Genomic DNA, 25,177 nt, shown 5'->3' with positions numbered 1-25,177 from the left:
TGGCGCGCCGGGTGGGACAGAAGAGTCCCATGCTGCGCGTCGTCTATGGGACCTGACATGTCAGCGGGCATCACTCAATCTCACCGAATACGTAATCGGTTCGGCTGCCCATGAGACTTTCGTCATAGTGAAGCAAAACTTAGTGATGGAACCAAAGGCGACCTCGTGCGTTCAGGGCGCCGCTTCAACGGATTCAACATGATAGCGGGTTTCGAGCGCCTCGAGCTCGCCTGTGTCGCCGATCGCCTCAAGGGCTTCGGCCACGGCGCGTTTCAGCGTCTGGTCGCCCTTCCACAGGCCGAGCGCCATGCGGACGGGCGGGAACCGGGGGTCGAGCCAGAAGGCCCGCGCGCCGGCCGGTAGCGCCATGGTGCTGGTGAGGAAACGCTCGGTGATTCCGGCCTCGGCGCCGCCACTCGCCAGGAGCTCGACGAAATGTTGCGGCGAGCGGGCGGGAATCACCCGCAGCCCCCGCTGGCGGAGCCAGCCCGACAGCGCCAGCCGGTCGAGCCCGCTGGTTCCCGGCAGCACCGTCACCGCTCCGCCGGCCGCCGGGAGCCGCTCCGTCGTCGATACGCCGACCCACCCGCTTTCGATCGGGGTGGGAATGGTCTGGAGGAAACTGCGGGTCTGCACGGTGTCGGCGACGCCGCCGGCGATGATGTCGCACTGGGCGCGGGTCAGCGACCAGTTGCGCGGATTGAAATCGGTACCGATCGAACTCAGCGCGTTGACGGCGAGGCGCAGGCCCAGCCGCTCGGCGAGCCTGGCGGCGAGCTCGATATCGAAGCCGGGTTGCTGCGGATCGCCGGTGACCAGCGGCGGGTAGCGCGGTGGCACGCAGAGCTTCAGCACCCCCGTCTTCTGCCGGTCGGCCAGCGAGGTGTCGGGGGGCAGGTAGCTGAGGGCACCCAGCAGTGCCACGACGACCGCGAGGTTGATCGCGGGACGGATCCAGCGATTGCGGATGGCGCTCATTGCCGCGCGAAATCGATGGTGGCGACGATGAAGAACAGTACCGCCATGCCGACGATGACCCCGATGCCCCAGCCGGGCGCGAACTGGTTGAAGTTGATCAGCACGCCGCGCAGCGCATCGACCGCATAGGTGATCGGGTTGATCTGCACCAGGAATACCAGCCATTCGGGATAGGTCACCGCCTGCTGGGCGCGGGTCAGCGCCGGATCGAGCGGAAAGATCGACGAGGAGGTGAAATAGAGCGGCAGGATCACCGTGTTGGAGAACACCCCGAACCCTTCGAAGCTGCGCACCCGTCCGGCGAGGATCACCCCGAAGCTGGTGAGCCCGAAGGCGAGGACGAACATCAGCACGAGGGCCAGCGCCACCTGCTCGAGGCTGAGCGTGACGTCGGCGAAGCGGGCGAGAATCAGCACCAGCGCGCCATGCAGCGTTGCCACCGTGGCGCCGCCCAAGACCTTGCCGAGCAGGATCAGCCAGCGCGGCATGGGCGAGACCAGCACTTCGCGGAGAAACCCGAACTCGCGATCCCAGATCACCGACACCGCGAACTGGATCGAGGTGTACATGATGTTGAGGACGATCACTGCCGGGAACAGGAACTGCAGGTAGGTATAGGGGATGACGAAGCGGACCTCGCCATAGACCTCGCCGCGGAAATAGGGGTTGAGCCCGACGCCAAGGATCAGCAGCCAGATCAGCGGCCGGCTGACCCCGCCGATGAGCTGCGCGCGGTCGCGCGTGGCGCGGGTGATCTCTCGCAGCCAGACGCCGTAGAGGCCGCGCAGCGCCATGACCACGCCGTTCATCGCCGGCCTCCGCGCCGTCCTGCGGCCTTGTCGGCATTGTGCTGGTCGTCGGCGCGGTCGCGCAACTGCCGGCCGGTGAGCGACAGGAAAACGCTTTCGAGCGTCGGATCCTGGAAGCGGACCTCGACCAGCCGGTCGCGGAACGCGGTGAGGAATGCATCGGTCATGGCGCCGTCATCGGCAGGGAGGGCAAGGCCGTACGCGCCGAGCGGCTGCGCGTCGGGGCGCGCGGCGCGGATCGCCTCGAGCGCCGCCGGGTCGCGCGGCGTGAGGTGCAGCCAGCGGCTGCCATGCTCGTCCTTCAGCGCTTCCGGCGTGCCTTGGGCAATGATCTTGCCGTGGTCGATGATGCAGATCGTATCGGCGCCTTCGACCTCCTCGATATAGTGGGTGGTAGTCAGCACGGTCAGGTCGCGCTCGCGGCGCAGTTGATCGAGATAACGCCAGATCCGCACCCGGGTCTGGGCGTCGAGCCCGGCAGTCGGCTCGTCGAGGAACAGGATCTTCGGCTCGTGCAGCAGGGCCCGGGCGATCTCCAGCCGCCGCCGCATGCCGCCCGAGAAACTGCGCACGATCTCGTCGCGCCAGTCTTCCAGTTCGACCAGCGCCAGCACCGCGGCGCTGCGTTGCCGGCGGTCCCTCGGCGCCATGCCGTAGACGAGGCCATGGAACTCGAGGTTTTCCCAGGCGGTCAGCCGATCGTCGAGGCTCGAATCCTGGAACACCATGCCGAGCGAACGGCGCGCCTCGGTCTGCTGGCGCACCACATCGGCGCCGGCGACGCGGGCGCTGCCGCCATCGGGCCGGCGCAAGGTGCTGAGAATGTTGAGCAGCGTGGTCTTGCCGGCGCCATTGGGGCCGAGCAGGGCGAAGCTCGAGCCGCGGCGGACCTCGAGGCTCACCTTGTCGAGCACGGTGTTGGCGCCGTATCGCGCGCTGAGCGCGTCAACGCTGATGGCGATGGCGGACGAAACTGGGCCGGCGCCAGGCTGTGGCGAAATCATGCCGCCTGATAACATCCGGGTCTCGCGCTCGTCTAATCATCTTAGAGGCATGGTGACGCGAATGGCGCGTGGGCGGGGCATCGCCACGCAGAAGCTCTACCGTTGCAGCGGCCCAGGCTCGGGCGTTTCGTCGAGCGCATCGGGGCGCCAGACCATTTCCTGCTTCATGTCGGCATCTTGCACCAGCACCTGGACCTCCTGCTCGTTGGTGGCGCGGGCGGCGGCGATCGCCGCATCGATTGCCTCCTGGCGGGTTTTGAAATGCGCAAAGATGCTGCCACGATAGGTGTACTGCCAGATGTCGTCGCGATGATTGACGATGAAGTGGTGCTGCTTGGCCATGGCCGGTTTCCTCCATCGGCAGCAACGCGGGAGCGGCCGTGTTGTTGCTTCGACGACCGGGCGCTTCGCCCTCGAGGCGGGCCACCAGACAGTCGTTGCGTGTCGGGCGTCACGGGATTGGCGCCGTCGATACAGCTCTTGCTTGTCGTTATTGTCGGTGGTCACAGCAACGGCCGCTTGCGGCAAAGCTGAGAGACGTGCATCTTGCCAGGTGCGAATTGCTCGCACCAAGGGACACAATGACGGCCTACTGACCCCAAAGGCAGCGCCATGGACCAGGCAAGGGAGCGCTTGTGCTCGCCCTGGATTCGGCGCGGAAGCCATCGGGGATCAGATCGTTCCCTCGGTTGGACTCGCTGCTCAAGCCGCCGTCGCCGTCGATCATCGTTCGATGCCCGGCAATGCACTGAGTTCTCAAGACGTCCGGGTCACGCCGCTGCGCTAGTGCAGCTTTTCCTTCGCAAGTGAATGTCACGCCCAAGCGGGGTTCCGCGACAGGCGGCGTGGCAGCTGCGCGACCCCGACATCTCCCCCGGAACACTGCTCCCGCTCAAAGCCATTTGAGGGGATTAGAGATGTTAAACGTGACGATCGGCGCAGTAGCGCTGCGACTGCAGACGGAGCCGGGCCTGTTTTCGCCGCAGCGCGCCGACCTTGGAACACTGGCGATGCTCTCGCGGATTACCTTTGAGACCGGCGACAAGGTGCTGGACCTCGGCTGCGGTTACGGCCTCGTGGGTATCCTCGCCGCCCACCATGTTTCGCCGCTACGGGTGGTCATGCTCGACAACGACCCGCGGGCCGTGGCGCTGGCCCGCCGCAATGCCGATGCCAACGGCGTGCCCGAGGTGACGGTGCAATTGTCGGACGGCTTCAGGGGTACGCGGGAGAGCGGCTTCACCAAGATCATTTCGAACCCGCCCTACCATGTGGATTTTTCTGTGCCGAAGCACTTCATCGAGAAGGGATTCAACCGCCTGGCGCCGGGTGGGACGATGTGGATGGTGACGAAGCGTCGCGACTGGTACCGCAACAAGTTCGGCGCCATTTTCGGCGGCTGTCGGGTGCATGAGATCGACGGCTACCACGTGTTCGAGGCGACCAGGCTCCGGGCGAGTTACGCGCGATCGCGGTAGCGGTGGTGCGGATTGCTGGTTCGCTGGAGCGTTCGCAGAGGTCCGCCAATGGCGGACATTTCGCGAACAGGAGTTCCGATCGCCCCGTGCGGATTTACCCGCTATCAGTACGAAGTAAGGGTTGATCAATCGCCGCACCCGATGCACAACTTCAGGGCCCGTCCGCGTCCACCACACTGGCGACGGGTAACGGGCACCAAGCTTGATGCTGTGGTGTCCGTTTTTCTAAGGTCCCGGGCAGGCAGTCTAACATCTTGTGGCCCTACTTTGCAGGTTCGCCGCCAGGATCGAAGGCCACCAGTCTGCCATCGACATCAACGATCGTTATGTCGCTCGCCCCCGACAGACGTAGGTCGCCAAGCAGCTGGGTGAGCTCGGCCTGCGTCCTTGCCTCCAGCCGGCCTGCGCCGGTCAGCATCCGAAACGTGATGTAGTACGTTGTGGGTGACGGAGTGTCTTCGCCGCGTTTGCGAAACCGCCAGATCATGAGGCCGCGGCCAAGTCCAGTGACTGATCAGGGTCATAGAGCGTAACACTGTGCGGGACAAAGCCCGCTGTCAGCCGCCAGACGACGGCCCTCGCAAGTTTGCCTTCCAGAGAAAGCGGACGTTCAAGCGCCGCTTCTCCGGCTTTCAGGGCACTGGGCGCCTCAATGGTGACGCTGCGGGTCTTGTCTACAGTGCCGTCATCGAGCACCGGCTGAACGAAATAATGCTCAAGTGGTCCCAAGATAGATCGCCTGTTTTTGTGCGATGATGGAGACGCCCGCGCAATGGCTGTGCGGGTATCACGCGGACGACTCCATCGCTGCGGCGAGCGCGCTATGACACGCCCACCCAAACACCTCGCCAGTCCCGAACTATCCTCCCTACGGTACCCAGGACCGCCCACACGAGGCGCTTTCGTGACGGAGGACTCCCATCACGACGGGGTGCGGCGGTCATGCATGGGAATGCCTGAGGGCAAAGGCCACTAAGCCCTCTGCAACCGCCACACCGATAGTCCGACACACCGGCACGAGGGTAAAGTTGCAATTTGGCCACGGTACCGCCGCGATCCTGCCACCAATTGGCCCCGACTGGAGGCTGCGGCGATCGTCAGCACAGCAACACCGGGACCTGGCAGGCGCGAAGCAGTTCCGAAGTAAGGCTGCCCAGGATCATCGACCTCAGTCTGGAACTGCCTAACGCACTCACGGCGAGCAGGTCGATCTCATCAAGGACAACACGCTCCGGAATGACCGTCTGAGCCACGCCCGGTTCAATCCTGGATCTCACTTCGTACCCTGCACCTCGGAGCTTCGTTTCGGCTTGCTGGAGTGTCTGCAGCGCAGTCTCGGTGGAATCGCCGACATGCAGCAATTCGAGCGGGCAGGTCGGTAGAACCCCGCTCGCGAGGCTGTTCACCGCCGGCGCGGCGGAAGTCTCGGCGTCCACTCCCGCCAGCATGCGCTTGATCGGCCTGAAGCTGCGCGAAACCGCCAGCACGGGGACCTTGCTGCCGCGGGCCAGGCGCTCGAGGTTGGAACCAAGCGGCAATCGCGCTAGGTCGGCCTGCTCTCCGCGCTTGCCCATGATGATGATGGAAGCCGGCGAGGCGGCCTGTACCATCGTGCGAGAAGTATGCCCTTCGAGCAGGCGGGTGCTGACGTCGAACACCCCCGCTTCGTTCAATAGTCTGCGGCCCTGATCCAATCGCTCGTGCCCCTGGCGCGCGAGGTCAGCAACCTTGGCGTCGAGAGCATCATCCTGTTGCAGCAGCATGGCGCCTGCCGGATGAACAGGCGCAAGATTGGAAGCTGCGAGTTCGTTCGGCGACACGATATTGATGAGTTCGACGCTGGCCTGCCTCTCACGCGCGAGCCAGATAGCGTGGTCGATGACACTGTGTGCGTAGAGCGATAGGTCGACGAACGCCGCAATCTTCATGATGCAACCTCCAACACCGGCGAAGAGACAGACGGGGTCTTCGCGCCATGTCGTGCGAGCGCGCCGATCACGCGTCTTGCCGTTATGCGACCGATCTGCTCGCCGGAGGCATCGAGGACGCCGACCCATTGATGCTCGGCGAACAGCGGCAGCACGTCTTCACACCTGGCTTCAGCAGGCACCGCAATCGAACAGGGCTCGGATACGCCCACCTCCATGATGGTGCGGACGCGGATGGCCCTCGCCTTGTTCACATCGCGCACGAACTCTTCGATATGCTCGTTGGCCGGATTGAGCACGATCTCTTCGGGGGCTCCCTCCTGCTGCACGGCGCCATCCTTCAGTACGGTGACCCGGTCGCCAATCTTCAAGGCCTCATCAAAGTCATGCGTGATGAACAGGATCGTTTTGTTGAGCGTCTTCTGCAGGCTGACCAGTTGATCCTGCATCCCTGAGCGGATCAGCGGATCGAGCGCCGAGAACGCCTCGTCCATGAGGACGATGTCGGTGTCGAGCGCCAGCGCCCGCGCAAGTCCGACCCGTTGCTGCTGGCCGCCCGACAACTGGCGTGGTCGGGCATTCTCGTAGCCCGAAAGGCCGACGATCTCGATCCATTTGCGCGCCTCGGCTTCTCGCTCAGCTTTGCGCACGCCGCGAACCTCAAGCCCGTATGCGACGTTGTCGACGACCGATCGATGTGGCAACAGCCCGAACTTCTGAAAGACCATGGCGACACGAGTGCGCCGATACTCCCGCAGCTGCTCGAGCGACATGGCAAGGACGTTCGCGCCATTAACCGTGATCTCGCCCGCGGTCGGTTCGATGAGCCGGTTTACATGTCTGATCAGCGTGGATTTTCCGGAGCCCGACAGCCCCATGACGACATGGATCTGCCCCCGCGCAACCTCGAGGGACACGCCATCAAGTCCGACCACATGGCCGGTTTCGGCCTGCAGCTCGGCTTTGGACATACCCTCTTGCAGGGTGGTCAGTGCCTGTGTCGGCGCGGGGCCGAAGATCTTCGTCACGCCCTTCATGGCAATGGCCAGATCCGTTTCACTCATCGTGGTCATGCCCGCGCCTCCGAAATTCCTACGCGGGCTTGCAACTGCCTGCCGAAGGCCTGGGTGATCCGGTCGAACACGATGGCGAGCACCACGATGCCAAGGCCTGCAAACAGGCCGCGGCTGACCTCAAGTCGCCCAATGCCCTGCAGCACCTGGTAACCAAGCCCGCCGGCGCCGATCATCGAAGCGATCACCACCATGGCCAGCGCCATCATGGTCGTCTGGTTGATGCCGGCCAGAATAGTCGGCAGGGCGAGCGGAATCTGCACACCAAGCAGGCGCTGTGTGGGATTGGTGCCAAAGGCACGGCTCGCTTCCATCACGGCCGGGTCGACCGAGCGCAAACCGAGATCGGTCAGGCGCACCAGCGGGGGAGCGGCATAAACGATCGTAGCGATCAGCGCCGGAATCTTCCCTGGTCCGAAGATCATAACGGTGGGGATCAGGTACACGAAGCTCGGCAGCGTCTGCATGAGGTCGAGCACCGGGGTGAAGAACTGGCGTACGCGCAGGGAACGCGACATCCACACACCCACCGGGATCGAAATGACGATCGCGGTGAGAGTTGCGGCGAGCATCAGTGCCGTCGTACTCATCGCATCCTTCCAGAGTTCCATCACGCCCAGGAAGAGCAACGAGATCAGCACGATTGTGGGCAGCGGCCAGCGCCGCGTCGCGAGCCACGCAATGCCGGTGAGCAGAGCGATGATCAGCCACCAGGGGGTGGCCAGCAGCAGGGCCTCGATGGCGTTGAGGAGGAGCAGCAGGGGCTTGGCCGCGGCTTCAAAGGCGCTCCCCCAGTTGGTGACGACCCAGCCAAGCGCGTCGTCCACTGCCCGGCGTAGCGGTCGTGTGTCGATGAGTTCAGGAAACATGTTCGGTGCCCGGTGAAAAAGGCCACACCCGGTCAGCGAAAGACGCGACGGACGGATGCGGCATGAAAACGAAAAACGCGGCCGGGACTGGTGAACCCCGGCCGCAAAGCTAGCGCAGTGAGGAGCCGCTAGCTGAGGCTGGCGCGGACCTTGTCGGCGACCTCGGGCGAAACCCAGGTCGTCCAGACATCTTCCTTGGTCTTGAGAAAATTCTCGGCCGTCTGAGCAGCGTCAGCCTTGTTCTCGTCGCCATAGACGAGCAGCTCGCTGATCTGGGCATTGGTCAGCCCGACCTTGCCGAAATACTCGGCCACGGCAGGTGCCTCTGTCTCGACCCACTTGGCCGCACCGATCACCGCCGGCGATGACGGATAGGCGGTTTTGCCCGCCGGCTCGGCGCAATCAGGGTCGGTGTTGCACGCGTAGACATCGGGCCTGGCTTCACCAAGATCGAGCTGAACGGCGTCGAACTTACCCAGGATTGCCGTGGGTCCCCAGTAGTAGAACAGGATCGGTTCCTGACGCAGGAACGCCCGAGCGATCGACGCATCGAGTGCGCCGCCCGAGCCGGGAGAAAACAGGTTCCACTTGCCTTCCATCCCGTAGGCCTCGAACAGGGCCGAGGTGGAAAGCTCGCAGGCCCAGCCGGGAGGGCACGAATACAGCCGGCCTTGACCGCTTTCCTCCGGATCTGGGAACAGCTCTGGCTTGGTTATGACTGCATCAGCCGTCGTCAGCTCTGGATTCGCCTCCTGCACATAACGAGGAATGAACCAGCCCTCGACCGTGCCATCGGTTATGGCGTCACCCAGTTGAACGACTTTGCCGGCCTCAATGCCCTGCTGCCACGGCTCGGCGATCGTGCTGGTCCAGAGCTCAGGGGCAATTGCGGGCGTCCCCCGCGACAGCATCGATGACGAGGTCGGCACCGTGTCACCGGTCACGATCTCGACATTGCAGCCGAAACCCTTTTCGAGAATCGTCGCGTGAATGTGGGCGAGAGCGGCGGCCGAAGGCCAGGTCATCTCTGCGATGTCGATGGTGCGGTCAGTGCCGCACTGGTCGTCCTGTGCTTGTGCAGGCAGCGCGAACGCTGCTCCCAGAAGCAGCGAAGCTGCGAGCAGCCCGCTTTTCCGGCTGAATGTCATCAGTCGTTTCACTCCATATCGGTAATATGCGACAGCAACCTAGGAATTCTGGCCATCGAGTCAACCCATGAATCGCCAATCAAGTTACAAAGATTGGAAACACTACTGAGAATCCACCCCGTTTCTCCTTCTGGATGTATTAACGCTGACCTATTCTTGCCGGCCACCTGACCCGAAATAACCACATTGCGTGAGCGACGTCGGTGGCGGTTGCTGATGCACATCGGAAATGGACGGTGCCACGCCCTCCGGCGCTGAAGCGGCTTTGGTGCACCAGCGTCGCAAATGCTTGAACCCGAAGGGTCAGCAAGGCATACTCAAATTGGGTGTCAGGTCCGTTCGCAGACCGGGCAGGGAATGAACGCTGGTCGGGCCGCCAGCGGATCGAATCCTTGCTGAAAGGTCACCCATGACCTGTTTCCAGAACTGTTGTTCGCGCACGTCGTGCCGCGCATCTGAGGGATCATCCTCGGGAGCGACCGCATGAAGATTGCCATTCACACGCTCGGCACGCGCGGCGACGTGCAACCCTATCTGGCGCTGGCCCTTGGCCTGAAGGCCGCCGGACACACTGTCATGATCGCGGCGCCCACGCAGTACGAAGCCTTCATCGGCACGCACGGCATTCTGTTCTCATACCTGCCCGGTGAGTTTCTTGACCTTATGGAGACACCCGAAGCCAAGGCAGCGATGGCGGGCGGCGGGGGCTTTGCTGCCGGTTTCAAGATGATCAAGCACTTCAAGCCCATCGGCCGCAAACAGCTCAAGGCGGAGTGGCAGGCGGCGCAGCAGTTTCAGCCCGATCTCATCATCTACCACCCCAAGGCCATCGCCGCGCGGCACATCGCGGAACGCCTTTCATGCCCCGCTGTGTTGGCCTCGCCCCTGCCGGGCTTTACGCCGACGAAGGAATTCGCAAGCCCGATGGTGCCGTTCCGCTCGGTGGGACCGCTCAATCCCCTAACGCACACGGTGATGGCCGAAGGCGGCGAGGCGATCTTTCGCAAGATGATCACCGACTGGCGCGCCTCGGACCTGAATCTTGCGAAGAAGCCCCGGAAACCATTGAAGCCGCAGGCGACGCTCTACGCCTATAGCCCCAGCGTATTGCCAAGACCCGTTGACTGGGCGGACGATGTCGCGGTGACCGGCTATTGGTTTTTGGAAGAGGCAGGAGACTGGCAGCCCGACGCTGGCCTGCAGGCCTTCCTCGATGCTGGCGATCCGCCCGTCTATGTCGGCTTCGGCAGCATGCCGGGTCTTGACCCCAGCGCGTTGACCACACTCGTCACCGAGGCATTGCGCCATGCTGGGAAACGAGGTGTTCTCGCAACAGGCGGCGGCGCTATTCAGGCAGGCTCCAACTCGCCCGACCTCCACATCATAGCGGGAGCGCCCCACGACCGGCTATTCCCCCTGATGTCGGCTTGTGTCCACCACGGCGGGGCAGGAACCACAGGGGCGTCCTTACGCGCCGGCAAACCCACGATTGTCTGCCCCTTCTTCGGCGATCAGCCGTTCTGGGCGCGCATCGTCCACGAGCTAGGTGCCGGTCCTGCCCCAATCGACAGGAAAAACCTCACATCGGGGTTGCTTGCGGCAGCCATCATCGAAGCCACAGCGACCGGCACCATGGCGCGGCGTGCCGCGGAGATCGGCGCAGAGATCCGTCAGGAACATGGGGTGAGCAACGCCATCGCCTATCTGGAGCGTCAAGGCCTGCTTACGCCGAAACCCACCGCTCCAATCGTGAGCGAGCCGGCTCTCGGCCGCGGCTAACCAACAAGAACACGATAGACTGGCACCCGTGACCGAACTGATCCGCAAACCGCGTTCCCTGCTGCGCCATTTTCTAAGTGGAGAGGCCTCTGCCGGCATCGTCCTGATGGTGGCCGCGGCCCTTGCGCTCGTCGCTGCAAATTCACCGCTCGCTGGCCTCTATGAAGGCGCCCTCCACACGAAGGTCGGTCCGCTCAGCGCCGAGCACTGGATTAACGACGCCCTGATGGCCCTGTTCTTCCTGCTCGTCGGCCTCGAGATCAAGCGCGAGATGATCGACGGGCAACTCGCCTCATGGTCCCGTCGAATTCTTCCCGGGATCGCGGCCGCCGGCGGCATGGTGGTTCCTGCGATCATTTATGTCGCGCTGAACATGCATGATCCGCTGACCATTCACGGATGGGCCATCCCCACCGCCACGGATATTGCTTTTGCGCTGGGGGTGATCTCGCTCCTTGGCAACCGCGTTCCTGCCTCGCTCAAGATCTTCCTCGCAGCGCTCGCGATCATCGACGATCTCGGCGCCGTCATCATCATCGCGCTCTTCTACACGTCAGGAATCTCCTGGTTCGATCTGGCAGGGGCAGCAGTGGTGCTGGGTCTGCTCTTCGCCTTGAATCGCGCGGGTATCCTCAAGCTCTGGCTCTACCTTCTGCTGGGTCTTGTCCTCTGGGTGTTCGTGTATCGCTCTGGCGTGCACGCGACGCTTGCCGGCGTCGCCTTGGCACTCGCCATTCCACTGCGCATGAAAGACGGCCGCCCCGATGACTTGGAGCACTCACCGCTGCACCGCCTCGAGCACATGCTCGGCAAGATCGTCCCCTTCATCGTCCTGCCGATATTCGGGTTCGCCAATGCCGGCGTTTCGTTCGCGGGTGTGAGTATCGAAAGGCTCGTTGATCCACTCACCATGGGGGTGGCCCTCGGTCTGGTGGTCGGCAAGCTCGTCGGCGTCTTTGGCAGCGCCGCCATTGCGATCAGGCTGGGTTTCGCCGATCTGCCCGTCCATGCCTCCTGGGCGCAGCTGCTCGGTACCGCCATGCTCTGCGGCATCGGCTTCACTATGAGCCTGTTCATCGGATTGCTCGCCTTTGCAGGCGAGATCTCTTTGCAAGAACAGGTGAAGATCGGAATCCTCTTCGGGTCGGGCCTTGCTGCCATTGCCGGCACCGTGGTCCTGATGATCTCGGCGAGACGGCAGGTATAGCTCATCGGTAGGTCTGGAGAGCGGGGTCTGATGCTTGTCCGGCCCCGCACCCTTTTCGCTGGAATCTCCATGGAAGGTGCCCCGTTGGTGGCACGAACGCGCGCTTGCTCCATGAGTGTCTGCTTTTGGCGGTGGGTTCAACTGATCGCTGCAACACACTCGGCGAACTTCTCCGCTGGGGTTTGGAAGAGCAAGGTCTTTCTGGGACGTTCGGCTGGGTGGTTGGGCGCAGCTAGTTCGGAACGGGCAGATCGTCCCGGGTGCAAGTTCCGGCCGCGATGCATGCGATGAGTGCGCGCTTGGTCGACGGGCCATATTGACCATCGACGGTGCCAGGCTTGTATCCGCGGTCTACCAGCAATTGCTGAAGGCCCACGATGGCTCCGAGATCGACGGTGGCGATGGCAGCTTCGAACTGCGGCATGAGTTCGGCGATGCGCTGTTCGGCCTCGAGTTCAGCGGCAATTCGATCGTTCGCCGCTCTGATATCGTCGAACATCCAGCCATTGTCCTTGTCGCGGCTGATCGACAGTGGATCGTTGGCAAAGGTCAGGGAGGTGCTGACCTGCCAGACCGCCGACAGCGGCACCTTGTGCTCGAGGATGGCGTCCAGACGCGCCTTGAAGTCACGTTTGACGTCGTCCTCGGACTTGAGCTCGGGCCAGACGGTGGCCGAAGACATCTCGCCGATGAACAGGGGCTTCTTCTGCTCGCGGGCCACCCGCATCGCCTGCTCGATGATGTCAGCGTAGGTCACGTGGGACTGGCGGAAGCGTTTCAGGTCGAATGCATACAGATGGATCTGGAGCATATTCATCGGATCGGGATTGACCATCGCCAAGTTGGTGCGGAAGTCCGCGCGTGTGTCGACCGAGTTCCAGGTCAAGGTCTTCCGCTGACTTTCCGCGTTTGGACGGGGGATCGAATTGCCTGTGGTGATTGCCGCCTCGGGATCCACCTCGAGGACCGCCTTGGCGAATTCAGTGAAAGCGACAAGGATCATCGGTGTGCGGATGTCGTCGGCCTTGGTTCGTTTATCCGGCCATCCGATTATCGGGTTGATCTGCGGCCGCCAGTCGGCGGCATTGGGCAGATCGGCGGCGAGACTGAACTCGTTGCCGAATTCCCAAGCCCAGACGGAGGGGGAATCCTTGTAGCGAGACACGATCGTCTGCGTGTACTCGCGCATGAAGGCGATGGTCCTGCTGGCGGGATCGCCCCACGCGCTGCCCGGCTCGTGCACGATGTCGGGGACGGCGACGTGCCACCAGAACAGGTCCAGGATCAGCCCGATGTGGTGCTTCTCGGCCGACTGGACGACGCCGTCGAGCTTGCGCAGGTACGCGTCGCGATGGAGGACGTAGTCACGGACGTCGTGCGGCGCATAGGCGGTCGCGGGAATGCGGGCGAACGGGATACCCTCAGCCTCGAGGGTGGCAAAGTCGCGATCGTAGGTGAAGTCGCCCGGGTGCAGGTAGAGGCGATGGAATGCGTCCGCGATATTTACGCCGATTCCCCGGTAGGGCTTGCCCTTGAGCAGCAGGACGCCATCTGGGCTGACGGTGAGCATCGAGGCGTGAGCAACCGGCGAGAAGGCGACCAGCGCAAGAATTGCCGCGACAGCCAATAGAGCCACCCGGACGTTCGCCGAGCCCCCATGATCTGGACTTTTCAACCCCTGCATGCGGTCCTCCCTGATCAGGGAACGATAGGCGGGGTCGCGGATCGGCCCTTGATCTGTGTCAATGCCAACGCGTTGCCACCGAACGGTGGCCCGAAAGCCGATGTCCGCTCCGGGCCAGAAGCGGTTCCCCACAAATGACCGGTCGCGCCGATAGCGGACATGACGGGTCAGAGACTTCATGCGTTGTCGGAAATTGGGTGATCTGCTCAGAGTTTGCGGTGAGCGCGCTGCGCTATTCCGCGAAACCGGCCGGATCAGCCCCGCGACATCCTCTGCGATGTCGGGTGTAGGACCAAACCCGCGCGTCGGCGAGCGGTCGCAGCTGCCCTTGATTTCAGTCAAGGGCAAACCGCGGTGGCCGACTATCTTGGCCATCGATGAAAACAATAATCTACATACTGGCGCTGGTCGCGAGCATCATCGTGGTCGCGGGAGCCGCCGTTCTGGTAATCGACGCTGGCGAGCTCAAGGCGCGAGTACAATACTGGAACGAGGTCGTCGGCCACGACATCAAGCCCGGCACCTCACGCGATGCAGTCGAGCGTTGGCTCAAGACCCACAAGTTCATCGCCAATTCAGGCGCGCCACGGATTCTATTTGACCGGAGCGGTAGATGGCACCTCCCACAGAGGTATTGGGTGACGCTGGAGCCAATCCGACAACTTTGGCCTCGAGCACTTTCTCTCTGCACCCCTCCTATCGTGCAGCTCGAGATCGCCTTCGACCCCCAGGACCGAGTAACAAGCACGGTTGTGAAGGCCCAATCTATGGCCTGCCTCTGAGCAGGCCAAGACCGCTCGCCGGAATACGCACCTCTCGGTAGTGGACCGTCACCTTTGCAATGGTCCACACCCGTCTGGCCGATCCTGCGCATTGGGGTTGCTTCGACGCTATTGAAGCAGGGCCCGGAATTGGGATCCTCTCTGCTATTCAGGCCTCCGCTCTGGGACCTGACCAGATTGTTCAGGCTTGCCTGTTCCGACTCGACGACGGTGAGCAGTAGATGCGTGGGAGTCGGCTTCGGGCCACAAGCGGACGTCGGGGCGCCGACGGCCGCCGTGCTCAGGCCTTCAGCACGATCACCTTGGTGTTGACCGGGGTCTTGTCGTAGAGGTCGAGCATGTCCTGGGTAATGAGGCCGATGCAGCCGCTCGAAACGCCCTTGCCGATCGATTCGGGGACGCTGGTGCTGTAGAGCGTGTAGAGGGTGTAGACGCCGTTCTGGTAGAGATAGAGCGCCCGGGCGCCGAGCGGGTTGTCGAGGCCGGGCTTCATGCCGCCGGCATATTTGGCGGCTTCCGGCTGGCGCTCGATCATTTCCTTGGGCGGGGTCCAGATCGGCCATTCGGCCTTGCGCCCGATATAGGCGTCGCCGCTCCACAGGAACCCGGCGCGGCCGACGCTGACGCCGTAGCGGGTGGCATAGCCATCGCCCTCGATGCGGTAGACATAGTGGTTGCGCGGGTCGACGATGATCGTGCCGGCCGCTTCCTTGCTGTCGTAGCGCACGGTGCGGCGGTAATATTTGGGATCGATCTTGTTGACGTTGACGGCCGGGATCGGGAAGCGCTCGTCGGGCCTCGGCCCATAGACCCGCTGCGCGTCGGCGACGCTCATGCCGGCGGGCGAGCAGGCGGCGAGCGCCAGCGCGCCGAGCCCGGCGGCCGAGCCCAGCAGCAGGCTGCGGCGGCTCAGCACGGCTGGCCGGCCCGGCGCGTCCGCCGCACCGCGATCCTCGTGGTCTACGATCATGGCCTTGTCTCCTGTTGTCTTCGCCCGATCGCCCCCTGCAGCCGAGATTGGCCTCAAGCCGGGCGGCTGGCAAGCGGACTCTGCCGACAGGCGCGCCCGGGGTACGGTGCGAGACGCAGCACGCAGCGACGCGGCTAGGCCGGTCGCAGCTCGATCTGCGGATGGCCGGCGATGATCTCGAGGATGATGTCGAAATAGGTGGGGCCGTCGCCGCGTTCGAGCGCGGCGAGGTCTGCCGCGATGCGGTCGACGTCGAAGCGGGTGGGCTGCGCGAGCTTGGCGAGATAATGCCGGCGGGTCGCCTCGACGCCCAGGGCGAGCCGGCTCTGCTCGATGTCGGTCCAGATCAGCACGACGCGGTCGATGCCGTGCAGCGCACCGAAGCTGCCATGGAGCAGGTCGTCGAGGGCATCGGGGCTGGGGCCGAGCCGCCAGTCCTCTCCGGCCATGAACACCCGATTGACCTCGTCATAGAAGGACGGGATGTCGGTGATGGCGGCGCCGTCGAGGGTCAGCGACAGGGTTTCGGCCATGGGCGGCGCGCTCTTTCACACGGGATTTCGAGGCGATCACCGGTGCGGCGGCGGCCGGAGGCAGTCAAGCCGGTGGGCTCCCCCGAATAGGACTTTTGATCGAGGCCGCCCGCCTTGCGCTCGATCGGCGGCCTTGCTATCGATCGCAAATCCACAGGGGTGCTCCGTATCTGCCGGGGCTGAGATGAAGGCGGCAAGCCTTTGGACCCTCAAGCTGATCTGGGTAATACCAGCGGAGCGAGGCGGGCCGATGTTTTCTGGCGCACAGATTTCCCTCTATCCCATGACCGGCGATTTCGTCGGGGTCATCGTCGGCGCGCTCGGGGCGCTCGATCCCTACCGCGATCGGTTGCGCGTCGAGACCGACGACATCTCGACGCTGCTGGTAGGGCCGCCCGAAGTGCTGTTCCCCGCAATGCGCGACCTGTTCGCTGCGGCCAGCCGGACCAGCGTTCATTGCGTGCTGTCGGCGGCGATCTCCCGCGGCTGCCCCGGCGAGCCTGACGACGCCATCTGCAACTCGACGCAGTTCGACGGGCCGATCCCGCCGCTCACCGAACGCCATGCCGCCGCCCTGGCGGCGGTGGCAACGGCGCCCGAGCTTGGCGTCCATGCCGTGGCGCAGCTCTCGCTCTATGTCATGGGGCAGGGCGACCACATGGACGAGATCTACGGCTCTATCGGGTTCCTCAAGGCCTCGGGCACGTTCGAGCGCTCCAAGCACTTCGCGACCAAGCTGAGCGGTGACGCGGGCGCGCTGTTCAGCACGCTGGAGCAGGCGTTCTGCCGGTTCGGGCCGCCTCAGGGCCATGTGACGATCGACCTGACGGTTTCGGCCAACAGTCCCAGTCTCGGCTGAGCCCCGACATGTCCAGCCGGTTCGTCCGTTGGCGCCCCGTGGCGCAATTGCTTGCCCATGCCGGCCCGGCCATCGCCGCGGTGCTGGGGCTGCTCATGGCCTGGGAAGCCTATGTGCAGCTCTCCGGCATCGCCCCGACCGTGCTCCCGGCGCCGTCGCGCATCGTCGTCGCAGGGCTCGGGCAGTGGCAGAGCCTCGCCACCCACAGCCTCGCGACGCTGCAGGCGACGACCCTGGGGTTCGCCGCCTCGCTCGTCGCGGCGTTCGGGTTTTCGGTGCTCGTCGACTTCTGCCGGCCACTGCGACGCGCGCTGTTCCCGGTGCTGGTGATCAGCCAGACCCTGCCGCTGGTCGCCATCGCGCCGCTGATCGTCCTGTGGTTCGGCTTCGGCCTCGTGCCCAAGATCGTCCTCGTGGCGCTGGTGACGTTATTTCCGATGCTGGTCGCGCTGGTCGAGGGCTATGCCGCCACCGACCGCGACATCGAAGCCCTGCTGGCCTCGATGGGGGCATCGCGGGCGCGTCGCTTCCAGCTCGCGCGGCTGCCGTCGGTGCTGCCCTATTTCTTCGCCGGGCTCAGGATCTCGATCACCTATGCGGTGGTCGGGGCGATCTTTGCCGAATATGCCGGCTCGCGATATGGGCTGGGGATCTACATCCTCAACGCCAAGAACAATTTCCGTCCCGACCTGGTGCTGGCCGCGGTGTTCGTCAGCGCCAGCATCACGCTGCTGCTGTTCGGCGCCGCCAGCCTGCTGCAGCGGCTGGCCATGCCCTGGACGCGGCTCGGGGAGCGGGCACCATGACGGCGCCGCATCTGGAACTGCGAGGAGTCGGCAAGCGGATCGGCGACACCGAGGTGCTCGACGATGTCAGCCTCGAGGTGCGGCCGGGAGAGTTCGTGTCGCTCCTCGGCCCGTCGGGGGCGGGCAAATCGACGATCCTCAACCTGCTGATCGGAGCGCTGACGGCGGACCGGGGGCAGATCCTCGTCGATGGCCAGCCGCCAGGGCGACAGCCCCCCTTCGCCTATATGCCGCAGCGCGATGCGTTGCTGCCGTGGCGGCGGGTGCTCGACAACGCCACGCTCGGGCTCGAAGTCATGGGAATGCCCCGCAAGGCAGCGCGACAGGCAGTCGCTCCGCTGTTGCACGAGTTCGGGCTTGCCGGTTTCGAGGCGCATTATCCGGCGCAGCTTTCTGGCGGCATGCGGCAGCGCGTGGCGCTGCTGCGTACAGTGGCGCAGCAGCGTGGCATGCTGCTGCTCGACGAGCCGCTTGGCGCGCTCGACGCCTTGACCCGCGCCCGCATGCAGGCCTGGCTGGCCGAGATGCGGCTGCGGCACGGGTGGACGGTGCTGCTGATCAGCCACGATGTGCGCGAGACCGTGCAGCTTTCCGACCGCATCTATGTGCTGTCGCGCCGGCCGGCGCGGGTGCTGCACGAGTTCGCCGTGCCGTTCCCGCATCCGCGCCCGCCAACCGGCAGTCCGGCGCTGGCGGCGCTCGAAGCCGAAATCCTCGCAGAGCTGTTCAAACTGGAGCCATGACCTTGCCGAACCATCATCTCATGGCCGCGTTTGCCGTGGCCGTCACGCTGGGCGCCGCACCGGCGCTGGGGCAGGCGACGCCCCAGACTGCGGACAAAGTCAGCGTGGCGCTCGACTGGACGCCCAACACCAACCACATCGGCCTCTTCGTCGCCGAGACCAGGGGCTACTACGACGAGGCGGGCCTCGCGGTGGAAATCCTGCCCTATGCCGATACCGCCGCGGCGACGCTGGTCGCCAACCGGGTCGCCGATTTCGGCATTGTCGGCTCGATCGGACTGTTCACCCAGCGCAGCGCCGGCGCCGACCTGGTGGCCGCCTATGCGCTGGTGCAGACCGAGACCGGACGGCTGGTGTTCAAGGCCGATCGCAGCGATATCGTCCGGCCGCGCGACCTCGACGGCAAGCTCTATGCCGGCTTCGGCAGCGGCTGGGAGAATGCGCTGATCGGCACGATCATCCGCAACGATGGCGGCAAGGGCGAGTTCGAGACGGTGACCCTGGGCACCTCGGCCTACGAGGCGCTGGCCAACGATACGGTGGATTTCACCCTCGAAGTCTATACCTGGGAGGGCGTCAAGGCCGAGCGCGACGGCCCGGCGCAGCGCGCCTTCCGCTATGCCGATTACGGCGTGCCAGACCAGCACACCAATTTCATCGCCAGCTCCGGCGCCTATCTGGGCGCCCATGCCGAGACGGCGCGGCGCTTCATCGCCGCGACCCAGCGCGGCTATGCCTATGCGGTGGAGCATCCGGACGAGGCGGCCGACATTCTCGTTGCTGCCAATCCCGATGCGGCGCTCGACCGGGATTTCGTGCGCGCCTCGCTCGCCGCCTTGATCGAGGGCAACTACCTCAGGGGCGCCGACGGCGCCGTCGGCATGATCGATCCCACCAAGATGGAAGCGGTAGGGCGCTTTCTCTACGAGGCCGGGCTGCTGAAGGACGGTGAAGGCAACCCGCTGTCCGCCCTGCCGGATCTGTCGGGCTACTACACCAACCAATATCTGGAGGCGCAGCCGTGACCACGGCCGGGCCGGCCGTCGGACGCCCGGTGGCCGCCGTCCTCGCGGTGGTGATCCGCAGCGGCGAGGTGTTGCTGGTGCGCCGCGCCAACCCGCCCGATGCCGGGCTCTGGGGCTTTCCGGGCGGCAAGATCGAGCCTGGCGAGACGATCCACGACGCTGCCGCGCGCGAGCTGCTCGAGGAGACAGGCGTCGAGGCAACGCCGCAACTGGCCTTCGCGAGCCTCGATGCGCTCGACCATGATGGGGAAGGGCGCCTGCGCAGCCACTATGTGTTGATCGCCGTGCTCTGCCGCTGGCAGGCGGGGGAGCCGGCTGCGGCGGACGACGCGCTGGAGGCGCGCTGGGCGTCGCTGGCGACGCTGGCCGACGGCACGCTGGAGCTGATCGAAGACGTCGCCGCAGTTGCGGCGACGGCAACGCTGCTGGCAAGCGCCGTGTAGGCGGGGGCGGGTATCGCGTCGCATTTGTAACTCCCGTCCGGCTCGGCGGAGGGCCTATGCTCTTCTGACCCCGCAGCGTGGCTACGGAGTGATGATGCCTCAGGCGTCTTCGATCCATTGCCATGGCAGCGGCGGTTGTCGGGTTACCCCCGTCAAACGCGTCATCCCCCAACCGTATCGAAGGAGACTGACGATGCCGCACACTGTCGTTTCTCATAACGAATGGCTGGCCGCCCGGCGTGAGTTGCTGAAGGCGGAAAAACGGCTCACCCACCTGCGCGACGAAGTTGCCGCCCAGCGCGCCGCATTGCCCTGGCTGCGCATCGACAAGCCATATGTGTTCGACACGCTGGAAGGGCCGCGCACGCTGGCCGAGCTGTTCGACGGGCGTTCGCAGCTCATCATCCAGCATTTCATGTTCGCTCCAGGCTGGGCGCAGGGGTGTCCGAGCTGTTCCTTCATGGCCGACCACATCGACGGCATGAACCCGCACCTCGCCAACCATGACGTCACCATGCTCGCCGTGTCGCGAGCGCCGCTTGCCGATATCGAGCGCTACCGGCAGCGCATGGGCTGGTCGTTCCGCTGGGTGTCCTCGCACGGCAACAGCTTCAACCGCGATTTCCGCGTCACCTTCACGCCCGAGGAGATCGCCAGCGGTCATATCGACTACAACTTCGGACAGTGGGACGAGACCGGCGAGGAATGGCCGGGCGTCAGCGCCTTCTTCAAGGATGAGAGCGGGGCGGTGTTCCGCACCTACTCCACCTTCGGGCGGGGCGTCGAGGTGATGATGGGCACCTATGCGATCCTCGATATCGCGCCAAAAGGGCGCAATGAATCCGAGGGCATGGAGTGGCTGCGCCGGCACGACCAGTATGCGAAGGGCTGAGCGCAGGGCGCGTGGGACCGTTACCCGGCGCCCGCGCCCCCACCGCAGCCGGGTGGCTTGCTGAGCCACCCGGCTGTGGTGGAGCTGCTGGTCGCGTAGGACTAGTCCGCCGTTTCGCCGATGTCTTCGGCGAGCTGCCGCAGCGAGGCTGCGAGCCTCTCGATCCATTCTTCGTCGGTGGGCCAGCCCAGGTGCTGCGCCGCCGCCAGCAGCGCGCCGCCGACCGGCGGCAGCCGGGGCGGGGCGGCCGGGCGGCCGACCCGCGCCGTGACGGCCCGCCGCAGCGCCGGGCTCGCGAACAATCCGCCGGCGAAGCTCCATGCCAGTTTCGACGCAGCGAGCTGCCGCTCGAGCGTGCCGATGTGCAGGCAGAGCTCATCGGCCGCAGCGTCGACGATGGCGTTCGCCGCCGGGTCGCCTGCCTCGGCGCACTCCAGCGCCAGCGGCGCCAGTTTGGCGATCTGCATGCGTGGGGCATCGAGCCCGGAGGCCCAGCCCAGCAGTTGGTTCATGCGGTCGTCCGATGGCAGACCCAGCCGCACGAACACCGCATCGACGAGGCCGGTGGGGGCGGCGCGTCCGTCGATGGCCTTGCTGATTGCGCCCAGCACCCGCGTGCCGATCCAGTAGCCGCTGCCTTCGTCGCCGATCACATCGCCCCAGCCGCCGGTGCGGTGCGAGGCGCCGGTCGCGTCGCGGGCCCAGGCCATCGAGCCGGTGCCGGCGAGGATCAGGATGCCCGCTTGGCCGGCGAAGGCGCCCAGATGGGCCGCATCGACATCGTTGAGCAGCCGCTGCGGCACTCTGCCGAACAGCTCGCCGATCGCCTGCCGCTGCGCCGCCGAGGCGGCATCGACCTCGCCATAGGCGGGCAGGGCGGCCGCGACTCCGGCGAGCCCTGACGCGCGGGCAAACGGCCGTGCCTGCTCGGCCAGCGCCTCGCGCCAGCCGGGGCTTTCGAGCGGGCTGGTGCCGCGGCCGCGTTGCAGCCGGAGCGCCTGCCCGGTGCGGTCGGCGCTGGCCACCAGCGTCTTGCTGCCGCCGCCGTCGATGCCGACGATCACCGCTGTGTCGGTGGCAGGGGGCGCAGACGAAGGGGCGAGACGTGGCACGGCGGGCGCACTCCGATTGGTTGGTTCGAGCCGGCTCGGTTCCTGCGGCGTGCAAGCCGCAGAATCCGTCGCCTTCGGCGCACCATAACCGAAGCCGGCCGCGACTCCATTCGGGGCACGCGCGGCGAGAGCGGCTATCGCTGCGCCGCGCCGAGTTCGAGCCCGGTGAACGTCGCCACCTGGTCGGCGATGGCGCGTTCGGTGGGCAGGCGCTCCATCGAGCTCGCGCCATAGAAACCGTGGCAGGCCCGGGTGCGCGCCAGAACGTACCTTGCATCCTGCGGCATGGCGATCGGGCCGCCGTGGCAGAGGATAATGATGTCGTCGCGCACCGCCCGGGCGGCGGCGGACCAGGCGTCGATCCGGTCGACGCAGTCGTCGAGGCCAAGCGCGGTTTCGGCGCCGATGGAGCCGCCGGTGGTGAGCCCGAGATGGCAGACGAGGATGTCGGCCCCGGCCTTGGCCATCGCCACCGCGTCCTCGCTCGAGAACACGTAAGGGGTGGTCAGCATGTCCCTGGCCGCCGCCCGCGCCACCAGCTCGACCTCCAGGGCATAGCTCATGCCGGTCTCTTCGAGATTGGCGCGGAAGACGCCGTCGATCAGGCCGACGGTGGGGAAGTTCTGGATGCCGGCAAAGCCCAGCGCCTTCAGCTCGTCGAGGAATTTGTCGGGAAGCAGGAACGGGTCGGTGCCGTTGACGCCGGCGAGCACCGGGGTGTGGCGCACCACCGGCAGCACCTCGTGCGCCATTTCGACGACGATGTCGTTGGCATTGCCATAGGCCATCAGCCCGGCCAGCGAGCCGCGGCCGGCCATGCGGTAGCGCCCGGAATTGTAGATGACGATCAGGTCGATGCCGCCGGCCTCCTCGGCCTTGGCGCTGAGGCCGGTCCCGGCGCCGCCGCCGATGATGGGGCGGCCGGCAGCGATCTTGCGGCGCAGCTGGTCGAGAATGTCCTGGCGGGAGAGTGGGGTCATGGTAACGGCCTCAGGCGGGAGAGAGTTCGCGAAAATTCCGAGCCAACGCAGCGGCGAAGGCGGGGTCGTTGATGTGGAGGTCGAGCTCCACCAACTGCCGGTTGGGCGCTGCCTGCCAGCCGGAGCGAATGGTGTCGAACAACACCTGGTCGGCCACCGGATCGTAAAACGGCTGGCCGGGCGCATCGATGGCCGAGACGCCCCGCAGCGGCAGCAGGAAGCGGACCGGCCCGGGCATGCGATTGAGCCGGCTGACGATGAACTCGGCGGTGCGGCGGTTCTCGTCGGGCGTGGTGCGCATCAGCGTCACCTGGGCGTTGTGGACATGGAGCTTGCGGTCGCGGAATTCGGGCGGGACGGTGTCGCGGGCGCCGAAATTGACCATGTCGACGGCGCCGACCGAGCCGACATAGGGCAGGCCGGTACGGATCGCCGCGCCGAAGCGGTCCTCGGTGGCGGGGAATACCCCGCCGACCAGCAGGTCGGGCACTTCCGTGGTGGTGACGTCGATCAGGCCGGCGACGAGACCGGAATCGGCGAGCTTTTCCATCGACTGGCCGCCGGTGCCGGTGGCGTGGAAGGTGTAAACTTCGTGCGTCAGCTCCATCGCCTCGCGCAGCATGGTGACGCATTGGGTGGTGACGCCGAACATGGTCACCCCGAGGCCCGGCTTGTCGGTGCTGGAGGCGGACGGGGTGTTGAGCGCCATGCCGGCCGCGGCATGGGCGGCATTGCCGATGACCCGGCGCGAGATGGCGTTGAGCCCGGCGACGTCGACCACCGAGTACATCATGGTGAGGTCGTTGGGGCCGACATAAGGCGCGGTATTGCCTGAGGCGACCGTCGAGACCATCAGCTTGGGCAGGCCGATCGGCAGGGTGCGCATCGCCTCGGTGACCAGCGCGGTATTGCCGGTGCCGCCCAGGCCAAGCAGGGCGCCGATATCGCTGCGGGTCGCGAGATAGTGGGTCAGCGCCGTGGCCATGGCCGAGACCGCCGCGCCGCGATCGGTCAGGCTGAGCACCGCCTGCGCGCCGCGCGGATGGTGCGCGGCGACCTGCGCGGCGCTCACTTCGGCGCCGTGACCGCCGGCGGCGCCGGAGCCCTGCGTGCCGACATCGATCAGCATCGATTCCGCTCCGGCGGCACGGACGCGTTCGGCCGCGTACCGCAGTTCGGCGCCCTTGGTGTCCATGGTTCCGACCACATAGACCTTGGCCATTGTTCCTCCCTTTCCCAGCATTTGCGGGCGTTTCCGTCGGCTTCTGCGCCGGCATCGTATGCAATAGCCATAACGTGCATTTTCCATATTGTATATTCTTTCGAGAATTGCATACATATAGCCATCGAGCGAAAGGCCGATGGAGCCCGAATGAACGCCCCCCGCCACCTGACGCTGCGCGAACGCATCTACGAGGAGATCGTCAGGATGATCGTCTCCGGCGAGCTGCCGTCCGGCGCCCCGCTGGACGAGAAGGCGCTGACCGAGAAGCTGCAGGTGAGCCGCACGCCCTTTCGCGAGGCGCTGGGTACGCTCAGCAAGGAGGGGCTGATCGAGATCAAGCCGTATCGCGGCTTCTTCGTCCGCAGCTTCTCCAAGAAGGAAACCGAGGATCTCTACGAACTGCGCAAGACCCTCGAGTGCTTTGCGGTCGAGCTGGCGGTGCCGCAGATGAGCGACCGGCACATCGCCAATTTCGAGCGAATCCTCGATGGGGCGGTGGCGGCGCTGAAGGCCGACGACATGGTGGCCTATGGGCAGGCCGACCGCGAGTTCCACGAAACCATCGCCGAGCTCTCCGGCAATGCGGCGCTGATCGAGACGCTGAGCCGGCTGGCGCTGCAAATCCAGATCGGCCGCACCATCGCCAACGAGAGCCACACCTTTGCCGAGGACGCGGCGCGCGAGCGCGACGATATCCTCGCCGCCTTCCGCCGCCGCGACATCAAGACCGCGGTGGCGCTGATGCACGCGCACATTTCCGACGTGCAGCGCACTGTGCTGGCCCGCTTCGAGGAGGTGAAGCCGGCTCGGCGCTAGGGCAGTTCCGCCCGACGCAGACGACGCCGGTCAA

26 protein-coding genes and 1 riboswitch are annotated in these 25,177 nt (G+C 65.3%); of the genes, 11 read left to right on the top strand and 15 right to left on the bottom strand.

What is annotated here, in order from left to right; translation table 11 throughout:
- Positions 1–171: 171 nt before the first annotated feature.
- The 4 genes from APS40_RS02655 to APS40_RS25140 all read right to left on the bottom strand — a co-directional run bounded on the left by APS40_RS02655 (position 172) and on the right by APS40_RS25140 (position 3,133).
- The gene (locus APS40_RS02655; RefSeq protein WP_055045582.1) at positions 172–978 is read right to left on the bottom strand and encodes a substrate-binding periplasmic protein; all 807 of its coding nucleotides are present in this window, start codon (positions 976–978) and stop codon (positions 172–174) included.
- Positions 975–1,787 carry an ABC transporter permease gene (locus tag APS40_RS02650; protein ID WP_055045581.1) on the bottom strand — a complete coding sequence of 271 codons (813 nt, stop codon included), beginning with the start codon at positions 1,785–1,787 and terminating at the stop codon, positions 975–977. Before APS40_RS02650 ends, APS40_RS02655 begins: the two co-directional genes overlap by 4 nt.
- Positions 1,784–2,791, bottom strand: a complete 1,008-nt coding sequence (locus APS40_RS02645; RefSeq protein WP_055045580.1) for an ABC transporter ATP-binding protein — start codon at positions 2,789–2,791, stop codon at positions 1,784–1,786. The genes APS40_RS02650 and APS40_RS02645 overlap by 4 nt, the downstream gene beginning before the upstream one ends.
- A 96-nt stretch (positions 2,792–2,887) precedes the next feature.
- A complete protein-coding gene (locus tag APS40_RS25140) occupies positions 2,888–3,133 on the bottom strand; it encodes a DUF2188 domain-containing protein (RefSeq protein ID WP_055045579.1) in 246 nt (81 codons plus the stop codon).
- A gap of 575 nt (positions 3,134–3,708) precedes the next feature.
- Between APS40_RS25140 and APS40_RS02635 the strand changes: the two genes are divergently transcribed.
- Positions 3,709–4,269, top strand: coding sequence for a class I SAM-dependent methyltransferase (locus tag APS40_RS02635; protein ID WP_055045578.1), 561 nt, complete (start codon positions 3,709–3,711; stop codon positions 4,267–4,269).
- A 483-nt stretch (positions 4,270–4,752) separates the two neighbouring features.
- Here the strand turns inward: APS40_RS02635 and APS40_RS24735 are convergent, their stop codons facing one another.
- From APS40_RS24735 to APS40_RS02610, 5 genes are all read right to left on the bottom strand, one after another.
- A complete protein-coding gene (locus APS40_RS24735; protein ID WP_156342802.1) occupies positions 4,753–4,998 on the bottom strand; it encodes a hypothetical protein in 246 nt (81 codons plus the stop codon).
- A gap of 368 nt (positions 4,999–5,366) precedes the next feature.
- Positions 5,367–6,197, bottom strand: coding sequence for a universal stress protein (locus APS40_RS24730; protein WP_055045576.1), 831 nt, complete (start codon positions 6,195–6,197; stop codon positions 5,367–5,369).
- The gene (locus tag APS40_RS02620) at positions 6,194–7,270 is read right to left on the bottom strand and encodes a quaternary amine ABC transporter ATP-binding protein (protein ID WP_236884182.1); all 1,077 of its coding nucleotides are present in this window, start codon (positions 7,268–7,270) and stop codon (positions 6,194–6,196) included. The genes APS40_RS24730 and APS40_RS02620 overlap by 4 nt, the downstream gene beginning before the upstream one ends.
- Positions 7,267–8,139 carry an ABC transporter permease gene (locus APS40_RS02615; RefSeq protein WP_055045575.1) on the bottom strand — a complete coding sequence of 291 codons (873 nt, stop codon included), beginning with the start codon at positions 8,137–8,139 and terminating at the stop codon, positions 7,267–7,269. Before APS40_RS02615 ends, APS40_RS02620 begins: the two co-directional genes overlap by 4 nt.
- A gap of 128 nt (positions 8,140–8,267) precedes the next feature.
- Complete coding sequence (locus APS40_RS02610) at positions 8,268–9,287, bottom strand: ABC transporter substrate-binding protein (protein WP_055045574.1); 1,020 nt, start codon at positions 9,285–9,287, stop codon at positions 8,268–8,270.
- A gap of 483 nt (positions 9,288–9,770) precedes the next feature.
- Between APS40_RS02610 and APS40_RS02605 the strand changes: the two genes are divergently transcribed.
- Positions 9,771–11,066 (top strand): glycosyltransferase, encoded by a 1,296-nt coding sequence (locus APS40_RS02605; RefSeq protein ID WP_055045573.1) that lies wholly within the window; start codon positions 9,771–9,773, stop codon positions 11,064–11,066.
- 28 nt (positions 11,067–11,094) lie between these two features.
- A complete protein-coding gene (gene nhaA / locus APS40_RS02600) occupies positions 11,095–12,273 on the top strand; it encodes a Na+/H+ antiporter NhaA (protein WP_055045572.1) in 1,179 nt (392 codons plus the stop codon).
- A gap of 232 nt (positions 12,274–12,505) precedes the next feature.
- On the opposite strand, the gene APS40_RS02595 is transcribed toward nhaA, so the two are convergent.
- Positions 12,506–14,137 carry a cellulase family glycosylhydrolase gene (locus APS40_RS02595; RefSeq protein WP_197279414.1) on the bottom strand — a complete coding sequence of 544 codons (1,632 nt, stop codon included), beginning with the start codon at positions 14,135–14,137 and terminating at the stop codon, positions 12,506–12,508.
- A 197-nt stretch (positions 14,138–14,334) separates the two neighbouring features.
- Here APS40_RS02595 and APS40_RS02590 point away from each other — a divergent pair, with 197 nt between their 5' ends.
- The gene (locus tag APS40_RS02590) at positions 14,335–14,739 is read left to right on the top strand and encodes a hypothetical protein (RefSeq protein WP_055045570.1); all 405 of its coding nucleotides are present in this window, start codon (positions 14,335–14,337) and stop codon (positions 14,737–14,739) included.
- A gap of 280 nt (positions 14,740–15,019) precedes the next feature.
- Here APS40_RS02590 and APS40_RS02585 read toward each other — a convergent pair whose 3' ends face one another.
- Both APS40_RS02585 and APS40_RS02580 read right to left on the bottom strand, forming a co-directional pair.
- Entirely contained in the window at positions 15,020–15,709 is a 690-nt protein-coding gene (locus APS40_RS02585) for a L,D-transpeptidase (protein ID WP_055045569.1), read from the bottom strand.
- Positions 15,710–15,843: 134 nt separating this feature from the next.
- Positions 15,844–16,242 (bottom strand): barstar family protein, encoded by a 399-nt coding sequence (locus tag APS40_RS02580; RefSeq protein WP_055045568.1) that lies wholly within the window; start codon positions 16,240–16,242, stop codon positions 15,844–15,846.
- A gap of 145 nt (positions 16,243–16,387) precedes the next feature.
- Positions 16,388–16,501: riboswitch (TPP riboswitch) on the top strand.
- On the opposite strand from APS40_RS02580, the gene APS40_RS02575 reads away from it, so the two are divergent.
- The 6 genes from APS40_RS02575 to APS40_RS02550 all read left to right on the top strand — a co-directional run bounded on the left by APS40_RS02575 (position 16,493) and on the right by APS40_RS02550 (position 21,010).
- Positions 16,493–17,101: a YkoF family thiamine/hydroxymethylpyrimidine-binding protein gene (locus APS40_RS02575; protein ID WP_055045567.1), complete on the top strand. Its 609-nt coding sequence runs from the start codon at positions 16,493–16,495 to the stop codon at positions 17,099–17,101. It overlaps the preceding riboswitch by 9 nt.
- An 8-nt stretch (positions 17,102–17,109) precedes the next feature.
- Entirely contained in the window at positions 17,110–17,907 is a 798-nt protein-coding gene (locus tag APS40_RS02570) for an ABC transporter permease (protein WP_055045566.1), read from the top strand.
- The gene (locus APS40_RS02565; RefSeq protein WP_055045565.1) at positions 17,904–18,650 is read left to right on the top strand and encodes an ABC transporter ATP-binding protein; all 747 of its coding nucleotides are present in this window, start codon (positions 17,904–17,906) and stop codon (positions 18,648–18,650) included. The genes APS40_RS02570 and APS40_RS02565 overlap by 4 nt, the downstream gene beginning before the upstream one ends.
- Positions 18,647–19,675, top strand: a complete 1,029-nt coding sequence (locus tag APS40_RS02560; RefSeq protein WP_055045564.1) for an ABC transporter substrate-binding protein — start codon at positions 18,647–18,649, stop codon at positions 19,673–19,675. The genes APS40_RS02565 and APS40_RS02560 overlap by 4 nt, the downstream gene beginning before the upstream one ends.
- Positions 19,672–20,118 (top strand): NUDIX hydrolase, encoded by a 447-nt coding sequence (locus APS40_RS02555; RefSeq protein WP_055045563.1) that lies wholly within the window; start codon positions 19,672–19,674, stop codon positions 20,116–20,118. Before APS40_RS02560 ends, APS40_RS02555 begins: the two co-directional genes overlap by 4 nt.
- A 193-nt stretch (positions 20,119–20,311) precedes the next feature.
- The gene (locus APS40_RS02550; protein WP_055045562.1) at positions 20,312–21,010 is read left to right on the top strand and encodes a DUF899 domain-containing protein; all 699 of its coding nucleotides are present in this window, start codon (positions 20,312–20,314) and stop codon (positions 21,008–21,010) included.
- Between the two features lie 101 nt (positions 21,011–21,111).
- Here the strand turns inward: APS40_RS02550 and APS40_RS02545 are convergent, their stop codons facing one another.
- The 3 genes from APS40_RS02545 to APS40_RS02535 form a co-directional block, all read right to left on the bottom strand.
- Positions 21,112–22,122 carry an N-acetylglucosamine kinase gene (locus APS40_RS02545; RefSeq protein ID WP_055045561.1) on the bottom strand — a complete coding sequence of 337 codons (1,011 nt, stop codon included), beginning with the start codon at positions 22,120–22,122 and terminating at the stop codon, positions 21,112–21,114.
- Positions 22,123–22,256: 134 nt separating this feature from the next.
- Positions 22,257–23,102 carry a phosphoenolpyruvate hydrolase family protein gene (locus APS40_RS02540; protein ID WP_055045560.1) on the bottom strand — a complete coding sequence of 282 codons (846 nt, stop codon included), beginning with the start codon at positions 23,100–23,102 and terminating at the stop codon, positions 22,257–22,259.
- Between the two features lie 10 nt (positions 23,103–23,112).
- Complete coding sequence (locus tag APS40_RS02535; protein WP_055045559.1) at positions 23,113–24,324, bottom strand: Tm-1-like ATP-binding domain-containing protein; 1,212 nt, start codon at positions 24,322–24,324, stop codon at positions 23,113–23,115.
- A gap of 150 nt (positions 24,325–24,474) precedes the next feature.
- On the opposite strand from APS40_RS02535, the gene APS40_RS02530 reads away from it, so the two are divergent.
- A complete protein-coding gene (locus tag APS40_RS02530) occupies positions 24,475–25,143 on the top strand; it encodes a GntR family transcriptional regulator (RefSeq protein WP_055045558.1) in 669 nt (222 codons plus the stop codon).
- Positions 25,144–25,177 lie beyond the last annotated feature (34 nt).

The sequence above is a fragment of the Devosia sp. A16 genome, from assembly GCF_001402915.1.
Lineage (GTDB): Bacteria > Pseudomonadota > Alphaproteobacteria > Rhizobiales > Devosiaceae > Devosia_A.
The sequence above is the reverse complement of the archived record's forward strand: the minus strand, read 5'-3'. Positions and strand labels throughout refer to the sequence as shown.

Coding starts and splice junctions, on each gene's coding strand:
- APS40_RS02655 (WP_055045582.1), bottom strand. CDS start 978: ATGAGCGCCATCCGCAATCGCTGGATCCGTCCCGCGATCAACCTCGCG.
- APS40_RS02650 (WP_055045581.1), bottom strand. CDS start 1,787: ATGAACGGCGTGGTCATGGCGCTGCGCGGCCTCTACGGCGTCTGGCTG.
- APS40_RS02645 (WP_055045580.1), bottom strand. CDS start 2,791: ATGATTTCGCCACAGCCTGGCGCCGGCCCAGTTTCGTCCGCCATCGCC.
- APS40_RS25140 (WP_055045579.1), bottom strand. CDS start 3,133: ATGGCCAAGCAGCACCACTTCATCGTCAATCATCGCGACGACATCTGG.
- APS40_RS02635 (WP_055045578.1), top strand. CDS start 3,709: ATGTTAAACGTGACGATCGGCGCAGTAGCGCTGCGACTGCAGACGGAG.
- APS40_RS24730 (WP_055045576.1), bottom strand. CDS start 6,197: ATGAAGATTGCGGCGTTCGTCGACCTATCGCTCTACGCACACAGTGTC.
- APS40_RS02620 (WP_236884182.1), bottom strand. CDS start 7,270: ATGACCACGATGAGTGAAACGGATCTGGCCATTGCCATGAAGGGCGTG.
- APS40_RS02615 (WP_055045575.1), bottom strand. CDS start 8,139: ATGTTTCCTGAACTCATCGACACACGACCGCTACGCCGGGCAGTGGAC.
- APS40_RS02610 (WP_055045574.1), bottom strand. CDS start 9,287: ATGACATTCAGCCGGAAAAGCGGGCTGCTCGCAGCTTCGCTGCTTCTG.
- APS40_RS02605 (WP_055045573.1), top strand. CDS start 9,771: ATGAAGATTGCCATTCACACGCTCGGCACGCGCGGCGACGTGCAACCC.
- APS40_RS02595 (WP_197279414.1), bottom strand. CDS start 14,137: ATGAAGTCTCTGACCCGTCATGTCCGCTATCGGCGCGACCGGTCATTT.
- APS40_RS02590 (WP_055045570.1), top strand. CDS start 14,335: ATGAAAACAATAATCTACATACTGGCGCTGGTCGCGAGCATCATCGTG.
- APS40_RS02585 (WP_055045569.1), bottom strand. CDS start 15,709: ATGATCGTAGACCACGAGGATCGCGGTGCGGCGGACGCGCCGGGCCGG.
- APS40_RS02580 (WP_055045568.1), bottom strand. CDS start 16,242: ATGGCCGAAACCCTGTCGCTGACCCTCGACGGCGCCGCCATCACCGAC.
- APS40_RS02575 (WP_055045567.1), top strand. CDS start 16,493: ATGTTTTCTGGCGCACAGATTTCCCTCTATCCCATGACCGGCGATTTC.
- APS40_RS02570 (WP_055045566.1), top strand. CDS start 17,110: ATGTCCAGCCGGTTCGTCCGTTGGCGCCCCGTGGCGCAATTGCTTGCC.
- APS40_RS02565 (WP_055045565.1), top strand. CDS start 17,904: ATGACGGCGCCGCATCTGGAACTGCGAGGAGTCGGCAAGCGGATCGGC.
- APS40_RS02560 (WP_055045564.1), top strand. CDS start 18,647: ATGACCTTGCCGAACCATCATCTCATGGCCGCGTTTGCCGTGGCCGTC.
- APS40_RS02550 (WP_055045562.1), top strand. CDS start 20,312: ATGCCGCACACTGTCGTTTCTCATAACGAATGGCTGGCCGCCCGGCGT.
- APS40_RS02540 (WP_055045560.1), bottom strand. CDS start 23,102: ATGACCCCACTCTCCCGCCAGGACATTCTCGACCAGCTGCGCCGCAAG.
- APS40_RS02535 (WP_055045559.1), bottom strand. CDS start 24,324: ATGGCCAAGGTCTATGTGGTCGGAACCATGGACACCAAGGGCGCCGAA.
- APS40_RS02530 (WP_055045558.1), top strand. CDS start 24,475: ATGAACGCCCCCCGCCACCTGACGCTGCGCGAACGCATCTACGAGGAG.